Genomic DNA, 19,352 nt, shown 5'->3' with positions numbered 1-19,352 from the left:
ACAGAAAAATGAAATCTCCAACTAAACGCATTTTTTACCACTTGGAGGTGACTCGAGGAACTTTCGACACCGAAATGCCCATCCGCGCACGTCTGCACACGTTACCAGCACGTCGCAGCAACCATCCGCGCACGCCTGCGCATGTTACCAGCACGTCGTCGTGCCCGCCCGCACTTGCCCACCTACAAGCCTGCCGTCCGCCAACGCAGGCGCGCACAAAAAAAGCCTGGTAGCGGAACGCTACCAGGCTTTTAGCGAAGCTAAGTGTCTAAGCTAGATCTTAGAACTCAACAGGAAGGTCGAAGTAGACGCACTTAAGCAGCTGCTCCATCTCCTCCTGGGTAGGCTTGCGTGGGTTGGAGAGGGTGCAAGCGTCCTCGATAGCAAGGCGAGCAACCTCTGGAGCCTTCTCGAAGAACTCCTTCTCGTCGATGATGGAGGTCTCGGACTTGGTTCCACCCTCGCCGTAGTTCTTGATGCCCTGTGGGATGTTAAGAGCGTCGTTGATGTCGCGAATCTTCTGAACAAGTGCCTCTACCAGCTCGTCCTCAGTGTTGCCCTCGAGGTGCAGAATCTCCTTAGCAATGAATGCATAGCGAGTCTTTGCGCGCTCGTCGCGAGCGTTGAACTGGATAACTTTGCCCAGGTACATAGCGTTTGCGCAACCGTGGATGATGTGACCACCGGAGAATGCAGCGCCGGTCTTGTGAGCCATGGAGTGAACGATGCCCAGAAGGCCAGAGGAGAATGCGATACCAGCAAGGCACTGTGCGTCATGCATGTGCTGACGTCCCTCTTTGTCGCCTGCGTAGGACTTTGGCAGCCACTCGACAATCTCGCGGATTGCGTGCAGAGCGTCGCCGTCGGTGTACATAGAAGCAACAGTAGAAACGTATGCCTCGATAGCGTGGGTCAGTGCGTCCATACCAGTGTGAGCAACAAGCTTAACAGGCATGCCGTAAGTGAGCTCAGGGTCAACAATTGCGACGTCAGGGGTAATCTGGAAGTCAGCCAGTGGGTACTTAACACCCTTCTGGTAATCGGTAATGATAGAGAATGCGGTTACCTCAGTTGCGGTACCGGAAGTAGAAGAAATTGCGCAGAAGTGAGCCTTGGTGCGGAGCTCAGGAAGACCAAAGACCTTGCACATGTCCTCAAAAGTGGTCTCTGGGTACTCGTACTTAATCCACATAGCCTTAGCTGCATCGATTGGGGAGCCGCCGCCGATAGCAATGATCCAGTCTGGCTGGAACTCGCTCATCTTAGCAGCACCGCTCATAACAGTCTCGACGGAAGGATCGGACTCGACACCCTCAATGTGAGCAACCTCAAAACCTGCGGACTTGAGGTCATTCTCGATGTCATCAAGGAAGCCGCCACGACGCATGGAGCTGCCGCCGGAAACGATAACTGCCCTCTTACCCTTGAGGTTCTTAACCTCGTGACGAGCGCCCTCGCCAAAATACAGATCGCGTGGATTTGTAAAACGTCCCATAAAACCTCTCCTTAACTATGTGCCGCTTCCCTAAGCGGCTAGCGAAGCCATTCTTCGCAATTACTTCTTCTCAACATTTCTATTCTAGCTCATTTTGGACACCTGACCAAAATGAAAGTGTCATTTTATGCAATATCGTTCAGAATATATACACTCCTTTGACAGGAACCTGACGCCCTTCTGGCGAGAAACCCGTTCACTCCAAACGTTTCCGTCTGCCGTTCACAATCTTCTTACGACGCTCGCGGACTTGCCCCGCACACCCAAATAACCTGCGATATCATTACGTAAGAGAGAAAGGAATCCTGTGGCGTTTGACCCGGTAAAAGAAGACTACCAGCGGCTTATCCTCCGCTTTGCTCGCACGCAAGTCGGCGACGAGGACAGCATTGCTACGCTGATGAAGGACTTCAACTGGCGATTCTCCAACGACCGCAATTCCCTCCCTCAAACCGACGAAGACCGCGCGTTCAATTTGGTTGCACAAGCGGCCGAGATTGTTGATTATCGCCTGCCGTTTGTCGAAGAATCTCAGGCGCAGGCCCTTATCGACCAGGGAAAACGCCTCCTTAACCAGGCAATTCAGCTGGACCCCAACTGTTTTGATGCCCAGCGCATGCTCCACGCTTCAAATAGCAGGCTTTTTGACGCCTACTACCAGTTCCTTGTGGAGAAGCTCCCCCAGGTTGAGGCCGCGTGCAACCAGAAGGCGCAAGAGTCCTCGCAGGGGCTTCCCGCCGAGCAGGCAGAACTTGCCCAGCGCCTGGCCATCAACCCCTATAAGCGCTGGTTAGCCACGCTTTCTTCTCGCGCGCTTATCTGCGGCCGCAACAAAGACGCCATTGCATATGGCGAGAAACTCCTAGAGCTTGACGCTGCAGACGCAGCCGATGCTCGTTTTACGCTTGCGCTCGCATACGCAAAACTCGAGGACGAAGATGCCCTCGACAACCTCATGGATCAGTACCGCAAGCTTGATCCGCCTCGCGGGGCAGATGACCCGTGGATTTTGCTGGCTCGCCTGGCCATACACTTCAAGAAGCGTGAGTTGGTTGAGGTGGAACACTACCTTGACCTGCTGATTGAGCGCTATCCGGAGGCAACACTTTGTTGTTTCGTACAGAAGGATTTGCCTGAGGGAGAATTCTCTCGTCTCAACGTACTTCCCTATTCTGAGGACGAGCTCATCATTGCCATTGCAGAGGCAACTGTATTGCTGCAAGAAGGAAATGACCTGATAGGACGCGGTGTTCTTGGTCGTTGGCTTGCAGATCAAGTTAGGGCGAGAGACCCAAAGACCGTTGAGCTGGCAGAAAAAGAACTTCAAATGCAGGCAAATGCCTTGTTCGCTTCAGCCGATTCGTTCCCTGGTGGATTCGACTTTCCCGACGGCCCGGTCGGCCCCGGCTTCCCCGGAGGTCCCGCTGGCCCGCGACCAAGCGGACCGCATATTGATGGGCCAAATAATCCATACTCGGGCGGTGATGCAGAGTGATTAAGCATTCCGCTAACGATATGGTCAGCGAGCAAGTAGATCGCCTGGTAGCTAAGTGTGCACGAGAAAAGAATATTGTCTCTGAAGCTGCTCTCTACGAGTTGAAGCTTGCTGTTGAGGCATCTCCTGAAGACTTCATTGCTGACGAAGAAGAAAAGGCTTTTGCTCAATACGTCAATGTCATAGGCAAGTATCAGGCTGGAATTACTAAAGAAATTGATTCCGATGCGGACTTCTTCTCAAGCCGCATGGATCTGCTTAACTTCTTGCATAATCAGATGACAAATATTACTGAAAACCCAGCTCTTGCCAACACAAGCATCAACCTTGAAGCTCAGAGAATCCTGTCGCAAATCTCCAGCAATCATCCCGCAGCAATCCTCAACGACTTGCTTGACCTGCAAAAAGAATTTGACCCTATCTTTAGGCCAAAACTAGAGCAAGCAAAGCAAACTCACGGCGACGCTTGGACCTGCGCTGGAGCTCGACCACTTTTGCGCCTCTACGCACAGGTTGCCCAGGTTGCAACCGATTGCGCCTGCTTCAAGCTCTCCAAAAAAGCCTGTGAAGATCTCTTGTTCTTCTCGCCAACAGATTTGCTGGGTGCACGTTTTACCTTGGCATATGTTCTTGCTCGCCTGGAAGATGAGGAGGGGCTCCACAAGCTTGACGAGAGTTGCGGGTATCAGTCAAATGCCTGGATACGTCTGGCGTTTACGCTGCTGTTCTTCAAGTTGAATCGTATGCCCGCGGCAAAGCGCGCGCTGAAAGGCTTTGTCAACCTCGGCGAGGGGGCGGCATATGCGCTGCTCAGGCCATCTTTTGTTGATCTCTATATTCCGTGCAGGATCAATTTTACGCCTGACACGTTTGCCGAGAACGTTATCGCAGTTCACGAGGCCGAAGCGATTATCGCCGACGTGCCGGAATTTATTTCGTGGGCTGAGTCGGTGCCCGGCGTGACTCAGAGCGCTCGCGACTACGCGTTTAAGGCCGGGCTGGACTGGTGGGAAAACGAAGAATAGATGAAAGCTCAAAATCGCTTCGTTTAGCCCTAGAAATCTGCAGCATCTTTGCTATACTTTTTCTTCGCGTCCCCATCGTCTAACGGTTAGGACATCGCCCTTTCAAGGCGGCAATACGGGTTCGATTCCCGTTGGGGGCACCATACGCTATTTGTCATTAAGCTTTTCTTTTATTAGTTTAACTAGTCTAGCAGGTGTTTTTATGCCAAGCTTCTTTAAAGCTTTTATTGCAGACATACTTTCTTCAACAATATAGAATGTCATTGTAATTTGAACCATAGAAATAGGGCCGATTTTTGCGAGAAGGTCAAAAAGCGCCGAAAGTATAACGACTCCCACAATAAGGAGTTTTTTCGCTATCACCGTTTCAATAAATTTCAAAGTTAATTTTTTACTATTTGTATAGCTATATATGGTAACTAGGCTATTTAGAGCTAATACATAAATCAAACCGCATGTTAATAAAGCGTAGTTTGCAATAAAAATAGTCAATCCTTGGTTAAATTTATCCGCAATTAAAAATACAATGCACCTTCCAATCATTGCACCTCCTTTCTATGTTAATTTACTCATTACTGTAACCTTTAAAATAAAGACAGAAATGTTTAGAGAATTAACCTTTGGCAGTGAATTTGATGAAGAAGACCCTGTATTTAGATATAGACTCTTTTAATTTATATATATACAATAGTTTGCAAAATTCTACTGAAATGTCTTTATCTACCTACAGAATAGGATATCGCGATGGACAGGTCAAAAGGGTTTTTTATCACGGTAATTTGCTTCGTATATTTTGTTATTTGCGTCCTGTCAGTGGTTTATTTCTTCTTCTCAAATTTCTCTTTCTTCTCACTTGATTATAATACTCCAGTGAGCTTTCTTGGCACTTTGTTGACAATACCACAGGCATTATTTCTTATGTCTATTTTCATTCTAATAACTTCACTAATACTGTTGTCTAAAATAAAATCTATGGTTGCTTTTTTTAAAAAAGCAACTTATCTATTTGCTATTTATAATATCTCTGTTGCTTTTTGTGCAGCATTATTTTTATTTATTCCTTGCATTTATTCCTGTCAAAATGATTATAAATCTGTAGTAAATACTGGAGAAATTTCATTATCCAGAGTTGTTTTACTTGAGGAATTTGGTTTTGGAGAAGAAACTTTACATTTTTATGTTTTACGTTTTCCATTCGGCTTGGGAGAAAAAATAGCAACTGTTGAGTTATATCGCCACTCAATACCAACTGAAGATATTGAGTGGCTACTAGTTCATGAGAATAACCAATATGACATTACAACTACAAACTCAGATGCCATTGAAACCCTAACAAGAGAAGATTCTTTCCCCATACATACAAATCTTATCCGTCTATGAAATCATGCGTTAATGTTATTTCTCAAACTTGCAGAATGAGGTAATGAGATGCTTTCAAAGACTAATCGCCTTGTTCATTTACTAAGAGCGGCCATTTATTTAGCAGCTCTCTTTCTGGTGTTCTATGCAAATGAATTCATTCCGTTCATAACATATCCTACTCCAGTGTGTTTTTTAGGAGTATTGTTTTTTAGACACTGGATGGCATGTTTTGTTTTAGCGTCTATAGTCATTTTTTTAATCGTGTCATCTCGCAGCTTTTTTGAGTCTTTAAACTATAGTAGAAAACTTGTACACACCGTTTTACAAACCATTGCGATAATACCTATGTCTGCATTGATTATATATATTCTTTTTACTGGGAGCTTGAACCCCCGAAGTATTAAATGGGTCCAATGTGACACCCCTAATCCTGAGACTCAAATTGCATGTGTAACTTTTACTGATGAATATTCAGATAATGTGTGGTTCTATTCAATGCCATCACTCATTTGCGAGGGAGAAATGATTGGTGGGATATATACACCTCCGCAAGAACCTGAAAAATCAGTCCTTTACTGTGACTGGCATGTCACCTGGAATAATGGAATCGGGCGCATTACTACAAATCAAGAAGTTGAAAAAATAATCAATCAAGAACATGGGGACTATCCCTTGTTCATCATCTCAATGGGCAAGGGATAGTTCCAACTAACTAAATATTTTTATGAGGGCTAATTAAGACGTATCTTTTATTCCACGATAATCTTTTCCCAGACATCTTCAAATCTTTTTTCATTTTCCTTCGGATGGATTTTATTAATTTTGTAATAGCCGGCCTAGATCTATTGGTTTCAGCAGCAATCGAACTTGCAGAGATATGTTCGATAATACAGAAAGACTTCCTGGATTCGATTAGTTGATTTAACAGTTGGCGAGAAGAACCTCTTGCAGACTCTCAACCGATAGTCCAGCGCGCGCAAGAATGTTGTGGTGAACGTCTGCCTCAAGGTATTTATCGGGCATACCTACACGAATTACCTGCGGACATGCGCCTGATGCACTGAGTTGCTCGACAACTGCACTGCCAAACCCACCCAAAACACTGTGCTCCTCGACAGTAATAATCACGTCAGAGTTCTGACAGATTTTCGTCAGAGAGGCGTCAAGTGGCTTTATGCTCGATACGCCATAGACCTCGATGTTCGTCTGGTTGGCGATCCCATCTGCAATCACCTGCTCTGCAGCTCGCTGAGCTGCCTCGACGACTCTACTGGTTATCGCACCCGTTGCAAGTACGGTCACACGTCTTGGCTGAATGGCGGTTGTAGCTTCGGTAGCTGCAGCTTCGGTGACCGCCGCGCCGTCTACACTTGCCGTGTCCGCCGCGCAAGCCGACTCAAAGAGTTTCTCGACACCGGACGCATCAAAAACGTAACCATCTGGATGCAGATTGACGCCATCACACGAGGTCATACGCACGTAAGCTGGTCGGGGATGCTTTGCGAGGTCCATGAGCGTGGCCGCAAGCTGGGCATTATCGATCGGATTGAGCACGGAAAGCCCCGGGATGGTCCTGGTAACCGCAATGTCCTCCACCGCCATGTGAGATGGTCCTGTAGCTGCGGATTCGCAGCCAGCGGCAACACCCACAAGCACCACGGGCGACTTCATCATACCAAGGTTAACGCGAATCTGATCGAGCGTTCGTGAGGTCACAAACGTGGCATAGCACGGCGCAAAAACGTGGAATCCCTCATTTGCGCAGGCAGATGCCACCTCAATGAGGTTTTGTTCCGCAATTCCGCACTGAATGTAACCGTCCGGTCTAAGCTCTCGGAAGCAATCCAGGTTCAAACGGCGACCATAGTCGGCAACAGCAACGGTTAGCAGCTCATCGTCCTCGGCAAGCTTGCCCATAACCCAGCCGAACACTTCTTTTGTATTCATACCTGCGAGGAGCTGCGACTCTTCCGCAGAAATTTGCGCTTGCGGCAACGACGTATCTAGCATGAGCATGCCTCCTCTGCGACTTTCAGATCAAGCAATGCCTGCTCATAGAGGTCGTCCGTCACGCATGCGTCGTGGAACGAGACGTTATTCTCGGCAAATGAAAGTCCCTTGCCTTTGATGGTGTGCGCAATAATCGCACGAGGCCTAGAAGTTTGCTGCTTCAATGCGTCGTACAGTGCAAGCACATCATGGCCATCTACCTCGACGGACTCAAAGCCAAACGCATCAAACTTTCTTGCAATTGACCCGGTGTCCAAAATGGACGCGCAAGGGCCATCCAACTGCATGCGGTTCTGGTCAACAATGACCGTCACGTTGGAGAGCTGGTTATGGCCGATAAACGCGGCGCTCTCCCAAATGGAGCCCTCGTCGCACTCGCCATCACCCAAAATACAAAAAACGCGAGAAGGAAGATCTTTTCTGCGAAGGCTTAACCCCAGGCCAGCGGCGTAGCCCAAGCCCATGCCAAGGCTGCCACCAGAGATTTCAAAGCCGCGCTGAGGGTCTCGCAGTGGATGCTTAAAGAGGACGGCATCAGGCCCAAAGACTCCGCGGTCGATGTCTTCTTGAGAGATCATTCCTGCACGTAGAAGAGCTGGGAACAGCGCCAGCGATGTATGAGCCTTAGAGAGAATCAAGCGGTCCCTGAGCTCCCACTCGCAATCCCTGTGGCCCACCTGCATAACCTTGCTCAAAAGCACAGAGACAATATCTGCCACGGAGCATGCGCCGCCAATATGGAATGGCGTTGAGCTGTAGCGATGTGCCAGCTCGATGATACCTCGACGTACCGCTAGCGCCTCGTGACGCAGATCAAACTCAAGTTGCGTACGCTGATCAGAGTCTATTTCTGTAGAAGTCGGCGATGCGTCCACATGCTCTGACCGGCGGACCGAGGAGATGTCCAGAGGCCCCATAGAGCCATCTACCTGCTCAGATACACCAACAACACTCTGGTGTGGAGCGAGCCAAGTCTGACTCCACTCAATGCAGTTGCCATCGGACAACTCAATTACCTGCTCAAGTACAAGCAAAGCCTCATTTGGAGAACACTGCAGGTAGTCGGCATGGTCTTTGCCTGCAATTTGCGACTGATAGCGCATGCGAGAGCGCGCAATCTCTTTTTGAGAAGTTCTTTCAACCGCGTCAAAGAGCGACTCATTCTCAAAGTCTGCCTCTTCGAGCTGCGGACAAACAAGCAGGTTAGACCACGATTCTTGGCACACTACGGGCCTATCCGAGACACTCCTGACGCGACGCAAAAAGAGTACGTCAGAGCCAATGGGAATCTCCAGGTGCTCGGCAACGGCTTGATCTGCAGGAACCACCTGCTTAAACAGGACTTCAGTTCGATACTCAAAGCCGCCATCTCTAAGCGCTGCAGCAAACGAAAGCACGGTATTTCCCGCCGCATGGCGGACGGTGTTAGAAATAACCTGCGTTGCTCGGCCTTTTTGGGTAAGCAGCAAACCCTCTTTGACCAGGGATTGAATGGCTTTTCTGATGGTGCCTCGGCTGACACCATACTGCGCCATGAATTCGGCCTCAGACGGAATGTACGTTCCCGCCTTCCAGTCTTCTGACAGAATTTTGACGCGCATCAAATCTGACAGCTGAACATGAAGAGGTGTGGCAGACGACGCATTGAGTCCTCCCCTGACCTGGGGAGATAGTGACTCTGCAGCTGCGCCCTCAGAAACTAAAACCGGAAAAACTCCTGTCTCAAATGACATAGGTCCTCCGAAATGAGTAAGAAATTAGTCATGCATACGTTAGGTACAAGACAAGTAGTATACAAGTTTCTGAAGGAGAACAGAATAGGTATGGAAATGACTTTTGCTGATCTCTCTTGCAGAATATAATTACTTAGATGAGGACACTTACTTGGATCGATAACAAATCACTATTACTACAGTAAAAGAGGTTTCTTGTGGTAATCGATTACGAAATGCTCTGCGACTCGCTTGATATCTCTTTAGATTCTTTAATGAGGGGTAGCAACTCTTATGCACGTGAGCATATAAAACTGCTTAAGAAGTATGGTAAGACTCTTGATGCTAAGAAAAATATAGCCATTTTGATGGGTCTCCCAAACGATGAACAAATTGCGATAATTCGCCGTAGAAAACTTTACAAGTCCTGTCCTGATTATTTCACTTGGAATGGTCCTACTGAAAAAGCCGAAAAAGAACTTACTCCATTGTTAGAAAAATAAAAGCTTACCTTTTGACCACATTAGATTGAATCTATAATAAGAAGAATCCTAAAAACACTAGTTTAGCTGGAGATTGGATAATGACTCAATTACCTGATAGACCGTTTCTTAAGTCATTATTTGATAAATATGGTCCAGAGTATGTTAGGGAACACTATTTTGACGATAATGGCGTAAAAGATTCAGCTCCTGAAGAACTAAAGGCTGAATTCAAAGATGTTGAATTCAGACGTTATCCAGAAAATGGCTGTCTTTAATTACATAAGGTAAGAATCAATTAGTAACTACTAACCCCGCTACAAGCGGGGTTTTCTTTTGGCAATTAATCGCGGAAAGCAATTTATTAATGCAGGAAAAGAATAAACAGTCGAACTAAATGTTGTCCCATTTTTGTCCCATGAGCTGAATGTCGAGTTAAGTTTTACCAGGTCAAGAGCTATGCGCTCTTCACGCTTAAAAACACCTAATACTTAAATATTTTCTGAATATACGCAGCTAAAAAACTATTTATTCTGCAACAAAAGTGGTAGGGGCGGCGGGACTCGAACCCGCAAGACCGAAGTCGAGGGATTTTAAGTCCCCTGCGTCTGCCAATTCCGCCACGCCCCCGGATATGTCTAGCTATTATGCCACTACTTTTAATTCAGCGGGCGCAAAATTGGCTGCCAAATCACAGGCGACTGCTTTCCCTGGTGAACGGCAGCTGCAGTTACCACCAGGCCAAAGAGCAAGTCGCTCTCGCTTACTACCAGGTGTTTGAAGCCCGAATTCTTCATCAATTCTGCAAGCAAAATAGTGCCCGCGAGCATAACGGGTGCACGTTTTGCCTGAAGTCCCGTTATGTCTTCTCGCTCCTTTAACGTTTTGCTGGCGAGAAGCCCTTCTATCTGCGTCACCTCATCAATCGAAATGTGATTGAGGTGCACCTTTGACGGGTCATACGGATCAAGATGATCCCTGATGGCAATGAGGCTGGTTGCGGTTCCGCCGACGCCAACCAAGAGCTCAGGCGCTGCACACTGCTGCTGAGCTCGTACAATAGCCTCAGACATCATCTGAGCTGCCATTTTATGAGCCCCATCGATGTCCTCAGCTGATGGGTGATCCGATGACAGATTAAATCGCTCAGTCAGGCGCCTGCAGCCAAGGTCGACGGACTCAACGAAGTTGATATCAAGCTGCTGCCCTCCAGGCTGCTGGCCTACGCCTTGGACCGTAGACTGGCCTGCGCCTTGGGCCGCAGGCTGGCCTGCCAGCGTGCCAACGACCAGCTCAGTTGAGCCGCCACCACTGTCGGCAACAAGAATGCGATGATTTTCAAAATCATGAGAGACGCCCAAAAAAGTGAGCGCACCCTCAATTTCACCCGGAATAATCATGGGTTCAAGTCCCAGTGAGGCTAGACCCATTCCCAGGTCAGGAGCATTTTCTGCATCGCGAGCAGCACTTGTGAGAGTACAAACAACCGCCTCAGCGCCCTCTTTTCTCGCGTGATCAACATAAGAAGAAACGCAACCAACACAACGATGAATTGCCTCAGGTAGCAGGCGTTTTGTCGTATCAACACCCTCGCCCAAATTGACAATCTCGGTGTATTTGGCCATGCGAATGACGCGACCGTCCTCTACCTGCGCAAGCGCAAGTCGAGCAGTTACGGTTCCAATATCAATTGCAGCTAGAAGCATTATTGTGAGTTCCCACTATCAGACTTTGAATTGTCGGCTCCGGACCCCTCAGAAGATCCGCCTTCTCCGGAGTTCTTCTGCTCGTGAGACTCTCCAGGAGCTGGTGCAGATGTAGAATCGTCAGAGTTTGCGCTCTTAGGAGCCTCAGTATTGCCGGAATCACCTGGTGTAAATCCAAAAACAAAGTCCCCAACCTTGATGTACCACGGATAATCAGGATGCTGAACGGTATTCTCGTCCTTCTTTTTATCAAGGCCCTCTACGCGCGCAGATTCCTCGTCGCCAGAAACCAAGCCCTGCTTATGAGCCTCATCTATGATGCCCTCTTTTGTCTGCAGACCCTGAACCTCGGACTCAAGTCGTTTTTGATCTTCCTCGAGCTTCTGCTGATTTAGCAGCAACTCGTCATGCTCGCGAACAGCGTGGTAGTAGCCGCGAATTGGCGGATACAAGCCCACAAGCAGGAAGATTACAACGCCGAGAAAAATGACAAGCTTGGTATGATTGCGCGCGAAATCAAGTGCGTTGTCTTTAAGCTCTACCAGAGAAGCTACGCTGAACTGCGGTTTATTGGTTCTTTCAGTCTTCTGAACGCGCTCGGACTTCTGACCGCGCTCGGACTTTTGACCGTACTCGGACCTCTGAGTCCTATCAATCCTCTTGACTTGAACGGTTCTTTTAGACTTAATGTCCTTGGAACTCTTCTGGGAAGATGCTTGTTTTGATGACGCCGCGCCCTCTGACGACGCTGTATCTTTTGGAGTCACCGCAGGCTTTTTAACCTCAACAGCTTTTGAGTCAGATTGAGATTTCTCAGTTACCTGGGGTTTCTCGGATTTTTTAGTTGAAAATATTTTGAGAGCACCAGAGGCATGCTCCGCGGTAGTCTCTTTAAGAGGCTCAACGGAACGCTTGGTGGGCGTTGTTTTTCTTTTTGTACCACTCTTTTTAGTGGTGTCTTGACTCATCACGGATCTCATTTCTGGTTTGTTTGGTGATGCGTCGCAACAAATTGCAACATCTTTATTATGGCAGAGGCAGCGCCGATAGCCCTGCCTCAGTTTGGAATTTCATCGTTTTACCGAATAGAAGTCGTCGCTCCAACGGCAAGTCGCAAGCTTTACGGAACGTCGCACGTCTTCGCTGCAATCTGTGCAGCTTGCTTACGCATCAAGATGACGTTTAGCTTCTTGCCACAAATCTTCTTGTAGCTCGGGTTTCTCGTCAAGCGAGAAGCCTCTCTCAGCAGCAGCTTTCTCCATATACGACCAGCGAGCGCGGAACTTCCTGCAGGCGCTCATCAGCGCTTCTTCCGCATCAACGCCTTCCCAGCGAGCAACGTTTATCAGCGCAAACAAGATGTCGCCAAACTCGTCCGTTTTCTGCTGCGTACCTTGGGCTTCAGCGTCAAACTCCGCGCGCTCCTCGGCAACCTTGTCCCACACGTCATCGACAGACGCCCACTCAAAGCCCATCTTTGCGGCGCGCTTTGAAATCTTCTGCGCCTGCATGAGCGCAGGTAGAGACTGTGGAACCGAGTCGAGAAGACCCTCGGTGTGCACGGTATCATCTGCACTGGCGCGCTCCTCAGCCTTGACGCTCTCCCACACGTCCAAGACAGCCGCAGCCGACGACGTTGAGCCAGCTTCTGGCCCAAACACGTGCGGATGCCTGCGTACCAGCTTCTGGTTGAGTGCTCGGCAGACGTCGTCGATGTTGAAGCCCGTTGCACTGCTGTCCGCCTCAATCTGCGAGTGAAGAACTACCTGTTCAAGCACGTCGCCAAGCTCCTCCTCAAGGTGCTCAGGAGAGTCCTCAGCAATCGCCTCAACCGCCTCGTAGGCCTCCTCAATCATGTTCTTTGAGATGGACTGATGCGTCTGTTCCTTATCCCAAGGACAGCCGTCCTCCTGACGAAGTCGCCAGATAGTTCTGATCAGGCGGTCAAACTCCGGATGCGTCTGCGGCGCTCCAGGACGAGCCTTTGTTTCTTCGTCAACTGCGGCTGCTAGCTGGGCGATCTTCTCGTCAGATGTCATGTAATTTATTGCTCCTCAGGGTACAGGAAATTCCAGTCATTGCGCAGGCTAGTCATGAGCTCCATAACGTCCTTTGAGACCTCAAGCTGCGCCTGAGCAGAAGCGTCTCCTGCAACAGCGGCCTCCAGATCTGCCAGCACGTATGCCAGCGCATTAGCCGTGCGCCCTACCTGGACTTTCTCCTGCTTGCCGTCGTCAGTCCACGTGATTGTGGCAACGTCGGCACGTGGGTACTCCATAATCTCAATGAAGGCTTTATCAGCGGAAATCATAGCGCGTTTTGGCTGCTTGGAATGAAGCGTCAATGCCAGAACAACCATCTGACCCTCGGCGTTTCTGAGCAAAATGCCGTCCGTCTGATCAACGCCGGTAGGGGCCGGATTCATCATGGAGAGCACGTCATGAGGCTGGCTCTTCAAGAAAAGACGCGCTAGTGTCAGCGAATAGACGCCAATGTCCAGAAGCGCGCCGCCCGCAAGCTTAGGATTGAAGAAGCGATTCTCCATGTCAAACTCTTTGTAGCTGCCAAAATTCTCCTGAATCAGGTTGACTGGACCAAACTCGCCAGCCTCCACGCGGCTAACCAGCTCTTTGTAGAGTGGCATGTGCAAAATGGTGCAGGCGTCCATGAGCTGAACGCCGTTTTGACGTGCAAGTTCTTCGGCCTCAAGCAGCTCAGCCGAGTTGAGCGTAATGGACTTCTCGCACAGAACGTGCTTGCCCGCCTGAAGTGCTTTGCGCAGGTAGATGATGTGCGTGTTGTGAGGCGTGGTCAGATACACCGCGTCAATCTCGTCGCTGGCGAGAAGATCGTCGATGCTGTCATACACGCGCTTGACGTGATGTTTTTGTGCAAACGCGACGGCCTTCTCCTGTGTCCTGTTGGCTACGCCGTCAATGGTTCTACCAACCGAAGCCAGCGCCTCTGCCATCTGGTTTGCAATAACTCCACAGCCAATAACACCCCACCTAAGGTGTGGTGCGGCAAAGATCGTGTCCACGGCGCTTGCAACATCCTGCGACGTCTGACCTGCTGTTTGGCTCATATTTACTCCTCAACCTCGTCGTCGCCACCAAGCTCTTCAAGAACTCCCAAGGCGGCGGGCATCAGCTGCTCTTCATTTCGGTGGAACGGATACGCCAGTTTATGCGTCTTTGGATACACGATAGCACCACGACCCTTCAACTTGAGGGCTTGTTCGCGAGGAATTTCTACACCCAGATATACCAGGCGACCATTTGTCAGGCTTACTGACGTTGCACCCAAACGCTGCGCGCGGATGCGCACGCGGGCACGATCAAACAAGTTCTTACCCGCAAGCGGCAGGGCACCAAAGCTATTCTCGGTATCTTGCTGCAGGGCATCCACATCGGAAAGCTCTGTAGCTGCGGCAAGACGACGGTACACCAGAACGCGTCGGTCAACCTCCGGCAGATAGTCCTCATCAAGGTAGAAATCTGCAGGTAGATTGATGGTAACTTCAGCTTGTTCCAATTCAGCGGACTCACCGCGAGCCTCAGCAACTGCCTCGCCCAACATCTGTGTAAAGAGGTCAAAGCCAACGCTGGAAAGGTTTCCGTGCTGCTCAGCGCCCATAAGGGAGCCGGCACCTCTAATCTCCAGGTCACGCATGGCAATGCGCATGCCGCTGCCCAGGTCCTGGAACTCGTTGATTGCCGTCAGGCGCTCGGTTGCCTCTTCCGTCAGCGGCAACTCCGCCGGGAACATAAAGTACGCGTACGCCTGCTGCCTACCACGACCAACACGGCCCTTGAGCTGGTACAACTGAGCCAGTCCCAAGCGCTGTGAGTCCTCGATAATCAGCGTGTTAGTGTGCGAGTTGTCAATGCCGGACTCAATGATGGTGGTGGCCACCAAAACGTCAATCTCGTGCTCCTGGAAGGCGAGCATGACGTTCTCTACCTCGCGAGCGCTCATCTGACCGTGAGCCACACCCACGCGAGCCTCTGGAGCCGCCTCCTCCACGCGAGCCACCGCTTCATCAATAGTGGTCACGCGGTTGGACACGTAGTACACCTGACCTTCTCGCTCCAGCTCGCTTCTAATAGCTGCGGAAACAAGATCTGGGTTGTACTCGCCCACCATTACCTGAACAGGCTTTCTGCCAGGCGGCGGCGTCAGAATCAGGCTCATGTCACGAACGCCGCTCATGGCCATCTGCATGGTGCGCGGAATGGGCGTTGCCGAGAGCGTCAGCACGTCTACCTGCTCGCGCATGTTTTTGAGCTGCTCTTTGTGCTGTACGCCAAAGCGCTGCTCTTCGTCGATGATAACCAAGCCTAAGTCGTGTGGATTGACGTCAGCTGAAAGCAACCTATGAGTTCCTACCAGCACATCTACGGTTCCGTCCGCAAATCCTTCAAGCGCTTTTTTCTGCTGAGCAGGCGTAACAAAACGTGAAAGCACGTTTACCTTCAAATCAAACGGAGCAAATCGCGAGAAGAACGTCTCGTAGTGTTGCTGAGCCAAGATGGTGGTTGGGCACAAAATCATAACCTGACGAGCGTCCTGGCACGCCTTAAATGCAGCTCTCAGCGCCACCTCGGTCTTGCCAAAGCCCACGTCGCCGCAAAGCAGACGGTCCATTGGCTTGCGCGCTTCCATGTCCAGCTTAATGTCTGCAACTGCGCTTTCTTGGTCTGGTGTCAGCTGATATGGGAAGCTGGACTCCATCTCCTCCTGAGCGGGAGTGTCCAACGAGAACGCGTAGCCCGGCACTGAAGCGCGACGTGTATAGAGATCCACCAGGTCAAATGCCAGTTTCTTGGCAGACTTTCTTGCCTTGTTAGTAGCGCGCGACCAATCTGCCGTGTTGAGCCTGGTCAGACGTGGATTATTGCCGTCAGGTCCTACATAGCGCGTAATGCGGTCAACCTGCTCCAGGGGCACATAGAGTTTATCGTCATTGGCGTACTCAAGCAGGAAGTAATCACGCTCTCTACCTGCAACTTCTTGACGCACAATAGCGGTAAAGTGCGCAATACCGTGCGTTGCGTGGACAACGTAGTCGCCCGGCTTAAACGGGAACGTCACCGTTGTGGGGTCAATACGTTTGGAGCGCTTCTTGTTGCGCGCGCTTCTGGCCGTCAAGTCCGAGACAGAAAGCACTGCTAGGTTAGCTGTAGGGATAATGATTCCGGCGGGAACAGGTGCATCGGTAAACGTGACGCGACCACGCTTGAGTGGCGCGTAAGCACCGTTTTGATCAGGCTCGTTTTCAAGCGCCGTACCCAGCGACTCCTCAAACGGAATGGACTCATCCGAGAAAAGCAACTTGAGGTGCTCTCGAGCGGCGCGGTCTGGAACCGCAAATACCACAGCATCGCGGTCTTGCACCAGCTGCCTCACGCGACCTAAAAGCTTTGTGTCCGAGCCTGCAATAGATGGCTGCACCACAGAAAGCTCTGACGTTACCGCAGCTCCTGTACGTAGAAGTGACGAGAAGGACAAACGCTGCTGCGAGCCAAAGTCCATAGCCTTGGGGTCCGTATACAGACCATCTAGTTTCACTTTTGATGCTGTTGCGGATGCAGAAATTTCGTCAAAGGCACGCTGACAGTCATCAAAGAGCGAGCGTGGCTCCGCAAGAACAACCAGCGTCTTTGAAGAGATGTGCTCAAGAGGGCTGGCAGTGCCTCCGTACAACACGGGAAGATAGCGCTCAAGTGCAGGCGCCTGAGCTCCGCGCTGAATAAGCTCCAGGTCAGCAGCGAGTGCAGAGTTTTCTTGCGCGCGCGTGTAGAGCGCTTCTTCTGCGCGGCGGATTGTTTCTTTGGTAAACGCAAGCTCTCTAGCTGGGGCAACAGTCACCTCATCGATGGCACCGATAGTCTGTCCGGTTGCTGCCACCATGCGCCTGATGCGGTCAATCTCGTCTCCGAAGAACTCAATGCGTACAGGACTTGTAGCTTGAGCTGGGAAGATATCAACCGTATCGCCGTGAATGTGGAAGGTGCCTGGCGCATCTACCTCGCCTGCATCGGCGTATCCCATGCCGACGAGCAGCGAGGCCACATCCTCAAAGGGGACGTCGTCGCCAACGGTGAACGTCGCTGGAAGAAAATAGCCCGAACCAACAGGGGGAACTCTGCGCATCAGCGCGTGAGCACTTGCAACTACAATGACCTTCTCGCCAGCGGAAAGCTTGGCGATGGCGCGACACCTGGCTCCAATAAGGGCGTCGTCAGGCGTGGTATCCGACCAGGGACGATCCTTGCGGTTGGGATAACGCAGCACGGCGTCGTTTCCCAGCCACGCAGCAAGCGAGCGCGCCGTGCGGTCCGCGGCGTCCTCTCCTGCGACAACCAACAGGCACGGGCGGGGATTTTGCGCCCAAAGTGCAGCTAACATCAGCGGACGAGCGCTTTGCGAGAGGGACAGTGTGGCGTCTGATCCACGCGAAAGCTCTCGCTTCAGCTTCTCAAGCTCGGGTGCGCTCAGTAGTTGAGCTGCAACTCTATTGATAAACACACAGTCTCCCGCCATGCCGCTAAACCCACATGCAAACGCATGCGGGTTACACCAAACCTTGCTGGACGCAGCTGCTGCGACGTCCGCCGTGACGCCCGGGGCGCAGTCGGCGGCCGGAGCGCAGCCGACGACGTCCTCCGCGCGCAGGCGCAGGTTTGATAACTTTTCAATTGGGCTGTTATTGTAGCTGTTATGCAGCTATTTTGCTATTCTCGCCACACGTGATAACGTAACTACATACTGGGTACACATAGAAGGAATTGAGGAGAGGTTATGCCCAGAGAATCAAAGAAAGTCAAGGTAGAACGCGGCATTGAGCTGTGCCGACGCATGCACGAACTCTATCCAAGCGTCCAGAGCGCGCTGGATTACCACGACGCGTTTACCCTGCTCATCAGCGTTATGCTTTCGGCGCAGACTACTGACGCCGCCGTAAATAAGGTCACGCCCGAGTTGTTTCGCCGCTGGCCCGACGCGCCATCCATGGCGGCCGCCAATGCCGTCGAGGTCGGAGAGGTCATCCAGACTATCGGCTTTTGGCGGGCAAAGGCCAAGCACTGCGTGGAAACGGCGCAAATCCTGCTAACGGAGTACGGAGGAGAAGTGCCGGGCACCATGGAAGACCTGGTCACGCTCCCGGGCGTCGGTCGAAAGACTGCAAACATCGTGCTCAACAAGATGTTTGACGTGGTCGACGGCATCGCGGTGGACACGCACGTGTACAGGATCTCCAAGCGCATGCGCCTGAGCTCGGCTTCTACGCCGCTGGCTGCCGAGAAAGACCTGCTCGCACTTCTCCCCCACGAACTCTGGAAAGACGTCAACGAAGAGTGGATTCACTTTGGGCGAGAAACCTGCACCGCTCGCAACCCCAAGTGCGTCGGCTGTCCCATGAGCGACATCTGCCCTTCCTACGAGCAGCCCAACCGCTGGTTCAAGGGGTAAGCGCGAGGCCCGGCACGCTGGCCCAGCGCTGAGCTGCGAGCGCACGGGTGCCGCGAGTGCCGCGGGTGCACGGGCTTCTCGCCAGGCGCGCATGCTACGAGCGCGCGGGTTTCTCGCCAGATGTTTCTGAGTTGCGAATCCAAACTCAAGCGCCGCAATAAGCCTGAAAAGTGCACGAAGTCTGAGTAAATTTACTCAGACATGACGAGAAAAACCGGCAAATAGCTCAGACTTGGTAAACTTTTCCGGCAAATTACTCAGACATGGCGAGAAAATCAGGCTTCATGAAAGCGCGAGCTCGGATGCGCTTTAAACTCTGCCTGAAAAGTGAGCCTGAAAAGTGCAAAGATTCTGTATTTTGGACACAGATTCTTTGATGAAATCAGGCAAATCCACAGATTCTTTGAAGCATTTAGGCAAAAGTTACAGATTCTTTGATGAAATCAGGCGCGCACCGGGCGGTTCACGGAACACATGTCAGGCGCGCGCCGAGCGGCCCACTAGATGCGTTAAACACATAGCGAGAAACCCAATCTCACCGCAACATCTACGCACAAAGATACCCGCCAGCAAGCCGATGACCTGCTGG

General features: G+C 50.9%; 17 protein-coding genes and 2 tRNA genes. 9 read left to right on the top strand and 10 right to left on the bottom strand.

Features of this window, described 5'->3' with window-relative positions; all coding sequences use genetic code 11:
* A partial coding sequence (locus tag HMPREF1647_RS07095; RefSeq protein WP_222926894.1) for a hypothetical protein occupies positions 1 to 233 on the top strand: 233 nt, incomplete at its 5' end.
* A gap of 47 nt (positions 234 to 280) precedes the next feature.
* On the opposite strand, the gene HMPREF1647_RS06090 is transcribed toward HMPREF1647_RS07095, so the two are convergent.
* Entirely contained in the window at positions 281 to 1,495 is a 1,215-nt protein-coding gene (locus HMPREF1647_RS06090) for an iron-containing alcohol dehydrogenase (RefSeq protein ID WP_035433072.1), read from the bottom strand.
* A gap of 307 nt (positions 1,496 to 1,802) precedes the next feature.
* Between HMPREF1647_RS06090 and HMPREF1647_RS06085 the strand changes: the two genes are divergently transcribed.
* The 3 genes from HMPREF1647_RS06085 (at position 1,803) to HMPREF1647_RS06075 (ending at position 4,158) form a co-directional block, all read left to right on the top strand.
* On the top strand, positions 1,803 to 2,990 hold the full coding sequence (locus HMPREF1647_RS06085; RefSeq protein ID WP_052039171.1) for a hypothetical protein: 1,188 nt from the start codon (positions 1,803 to 1,805) through the stop codon (positions 2,988 to 2,990).
* Positions 2,987 to 4,015, top strand: a complete 1,029-nt coding sequence (locus tag HMPREF1647_RS06850) for a hypothetical protein (RefSeq protein ID WP_052039170.1) — start codon at positions 2,987 to 2,989, stop codon at positions 4,013 to 4,015. Before HMPREF1647_RS06085 ends, HMPREF1647_RS06850 begins: the two co-directional genes overlap by 4 nt.
* A gap of 68 nt (positions 4,016 to 4,083) precedes the next feature.
* Positions 4,084 to 4,158, top strand: a tRNA-Glu gene (locus tag HMPREF1647_RS06075).
* 4 nt (positions 4,159 to 4,162) lie between these two features.
* Here the strand turns inward: HMPREF1647_RS06075 and HMPREF1647_RS06070 are convergent.
* Complete coding sequence (locus HMPREF1647_RS06070; RefSeq protein ID WP_035433070.1) at positions 4,163 to 4,558, bottom strand: phage holin family protein; 396 nt, start codon at positions 4,556 to 4,558, stop codon at positions 4,163 to 4,165.
* Between the two features lie 375 nt (positions 4,559 to 4,933).
* On the opposite strand from HMPREF1647_RS06070, the gene HMPREF1647_RS06065 reads away from it, so the two are divergent.
* A complete protein-coding gene (locus HMPREF1647_RS06065) occupies positions 4,934 to 5,395 on the top strand; it encodes a hypothetical protein (protein ID WP_187468934.1) in 462 nt (153 codons plus the stop codon).
* A 48-nt stretch (positions 5,396 to 5,443) separates the two neighbouring features.
* On the top strand, positions 5,444 to 6,079 hold the full coding sequence (locus HMPREF1647_RS06060; RefSeq protein WP_156095562.1) for a hypothetical protein: 636 nt from the start codon (positions 5,444 to 5,446) through the stop codon (positions 6,077 to 6,079).
* Positions 6,080 to 6,298: 219 nt separating this feature from the next.
* Here HMPREF1647_RS06060 and HMPREF1647_RS06055 read toward each other — a convergent pair whose 3' ends face one another.
* Positions 6,299 to 7,387 carry a transketolase family protein gene (locus HMPREF1647_RS06055; protein ID WP_035433065.1) on the bottom strand — a complete coding sequence of 363 codons (1,089 nt, stop codon included), beginning with the start codon at positions 7,385 to 7,387 and terminating at the stop codon, positions 6,299 to 6,301.
* Complete coding sequence (locus HMPREF1647_RS06050; RefSeq protein WP_035433063.1) at positions 7,381 to 9,120, bottom strand: UTRA domain-containing protein; 1,740 nt, start codon at positions 9,118 to 9,120, stop codon at positions 7,381 to 7,383. The genes HMPREF1647_RS06055 and HMPREF1647_RS06050 overlap by 7 nt, the downstream gene beginning before the upstream one ends.
* Positions 9,121 to 9,317: 197 nt before the next feature.
* Between HMPREF1647_RS06050 and HMPREF1647_RS06045 the strand changes: the two genes are divergently transcribed.
* Entirely contained in the window at positions 9,318 to 9,602 is a 285-nt protein-coding gene (locus HMPREF1647_RS06045; protein WP_035433061.1) for a hypothetical protein, read from the top strand.
* Between the two features lie 80 nt (positions 9,603 to 9,682).
* Positions 9,683 to 9,859 (top strand): hypothetical protein, encoded by a 177-nt coding sequence (locus HMPREF1647_RS07025; protein ID WP_156095561.1) that lies wholly within the window; start codon positions 9,683 to 9,685, stop codon positions 9,857 to 9,859.
* A 267-nt stretch (positions 9,860 to 10,126) separates the two neighbouring features.
* Here the strand turns inward: HMPREF1647_RS07025 and HMPREF1647_RS06040 are convergent.
* The 6 genes from HMPREF1647_RS06040 to mfd form a co-directional block, all read right to left on the bottom strand.
* Positions 10,127 to 10,211, bottom strand: a tRNA-Leu gene (locus HMPREF1647_RS06040).
* A gap of 29 nt (positions 10,212 to 10,240) precedes the next feature.
* A complete protein-coding gene (locus HMPREF1647_RS06035; protein WP_035433059.1) occupies positions 10,241 to 11,287 on the bottom strand; it encodes a Ppx/GppA phosphatase family protein in 1,047 nt (348 codons plus the stop codon).
* Complete coding sequence (locus tag HMPREF1647_RS06845; RefSeq protein WP_052039169.1) at positions 11,287 to 12,255, bottom strand: FtsB family cell division protein; 969 nt, start codon at positions 12,253 to 12,255, stop codon at positions 11,287 to 11,289. The genes HMPREF1647_RS06035 and HMPREF1647_RS06845 overlap by 1 nt, the downstream gene beginning before the upstream one ends.
* A gap of 195 nt (positions 12,256 to 12,450) precedes the next feature.
* Positions 12,451 to 13,326: a nucleoside triphosphate pyrophosphohydrolase gene (gene mazG / locus HMPREF1647_RS06025; RefSeq protein ID WP_035433058.1), complete on the bottom strand. Its 876-nt coding sequence runs from the start codon at positions 13,324 to 13,326 to the stop codon at positions 12,451 to 12,453.
* Positions 13,327 to 13,331: 5 nt separating this feature from the next.
* The gene (locus HMPREF1647_RS06020; RefSeq protein WP_052039168.1) at positions 13,332 to 14,372 is read right to left on the bottom strand and encodes a Gfo/Idh/MocA family protein; all 1,041 of its coding nucleotides are present in this window, start codon (positions 14,370 to 14,372) and stop codon (positions 13,332 to 13,334) included.
* A 2-nt stretch (positions 14,373 to 14,374) separates the two neighbouring features.
* The gene (gene mfd / locus HMPREF1647_RS06015) at positions 14,375 to 17,818 is read right to left on the bottom strand and encodes a transcription-repair coupling factor (protein WP_035433057.1); all 3,444 of its coding nucleotides are present in this window, start codon (positions 17,816 to 17,818) and stop codon (positions 14,375 to 14,377) included.
* A 273-nt stretch (positions 17,819 to 18,091) separates the two neighbouring features.
* Here mfd and nth point away from each other — a divergent pair, with 273 nt between their 5' ends.
* Positions 18,092 to 18,763 carry an endonuclease III gene (nth, locus tag HMPREF1647_RS06010; RefSeq protein WP_035433056.1) on the top strand — a complete coding sequence of 224 codons (672 nt, stop codon included), beginning with the start codon at positions 18,092 to 18,094 and terminating at the stop codon, positions 18,761 to 18,763.
* Positions 18,764 to 19,352: the final 589 nt, after the last annotated feature.

The organism is Lancefieldella parvula DNF00906 (assembly GCF_000758945.1).
GTDB lineage: Bacteria > Actinomycetota > Coriobacteriia > Coriobacteriales > Atopobiaceae > Lancefieldella > Lancefieldella parvula_C.
This window is presented reverse-complemented; position numbering and strand designations above follow the sequence as displayed.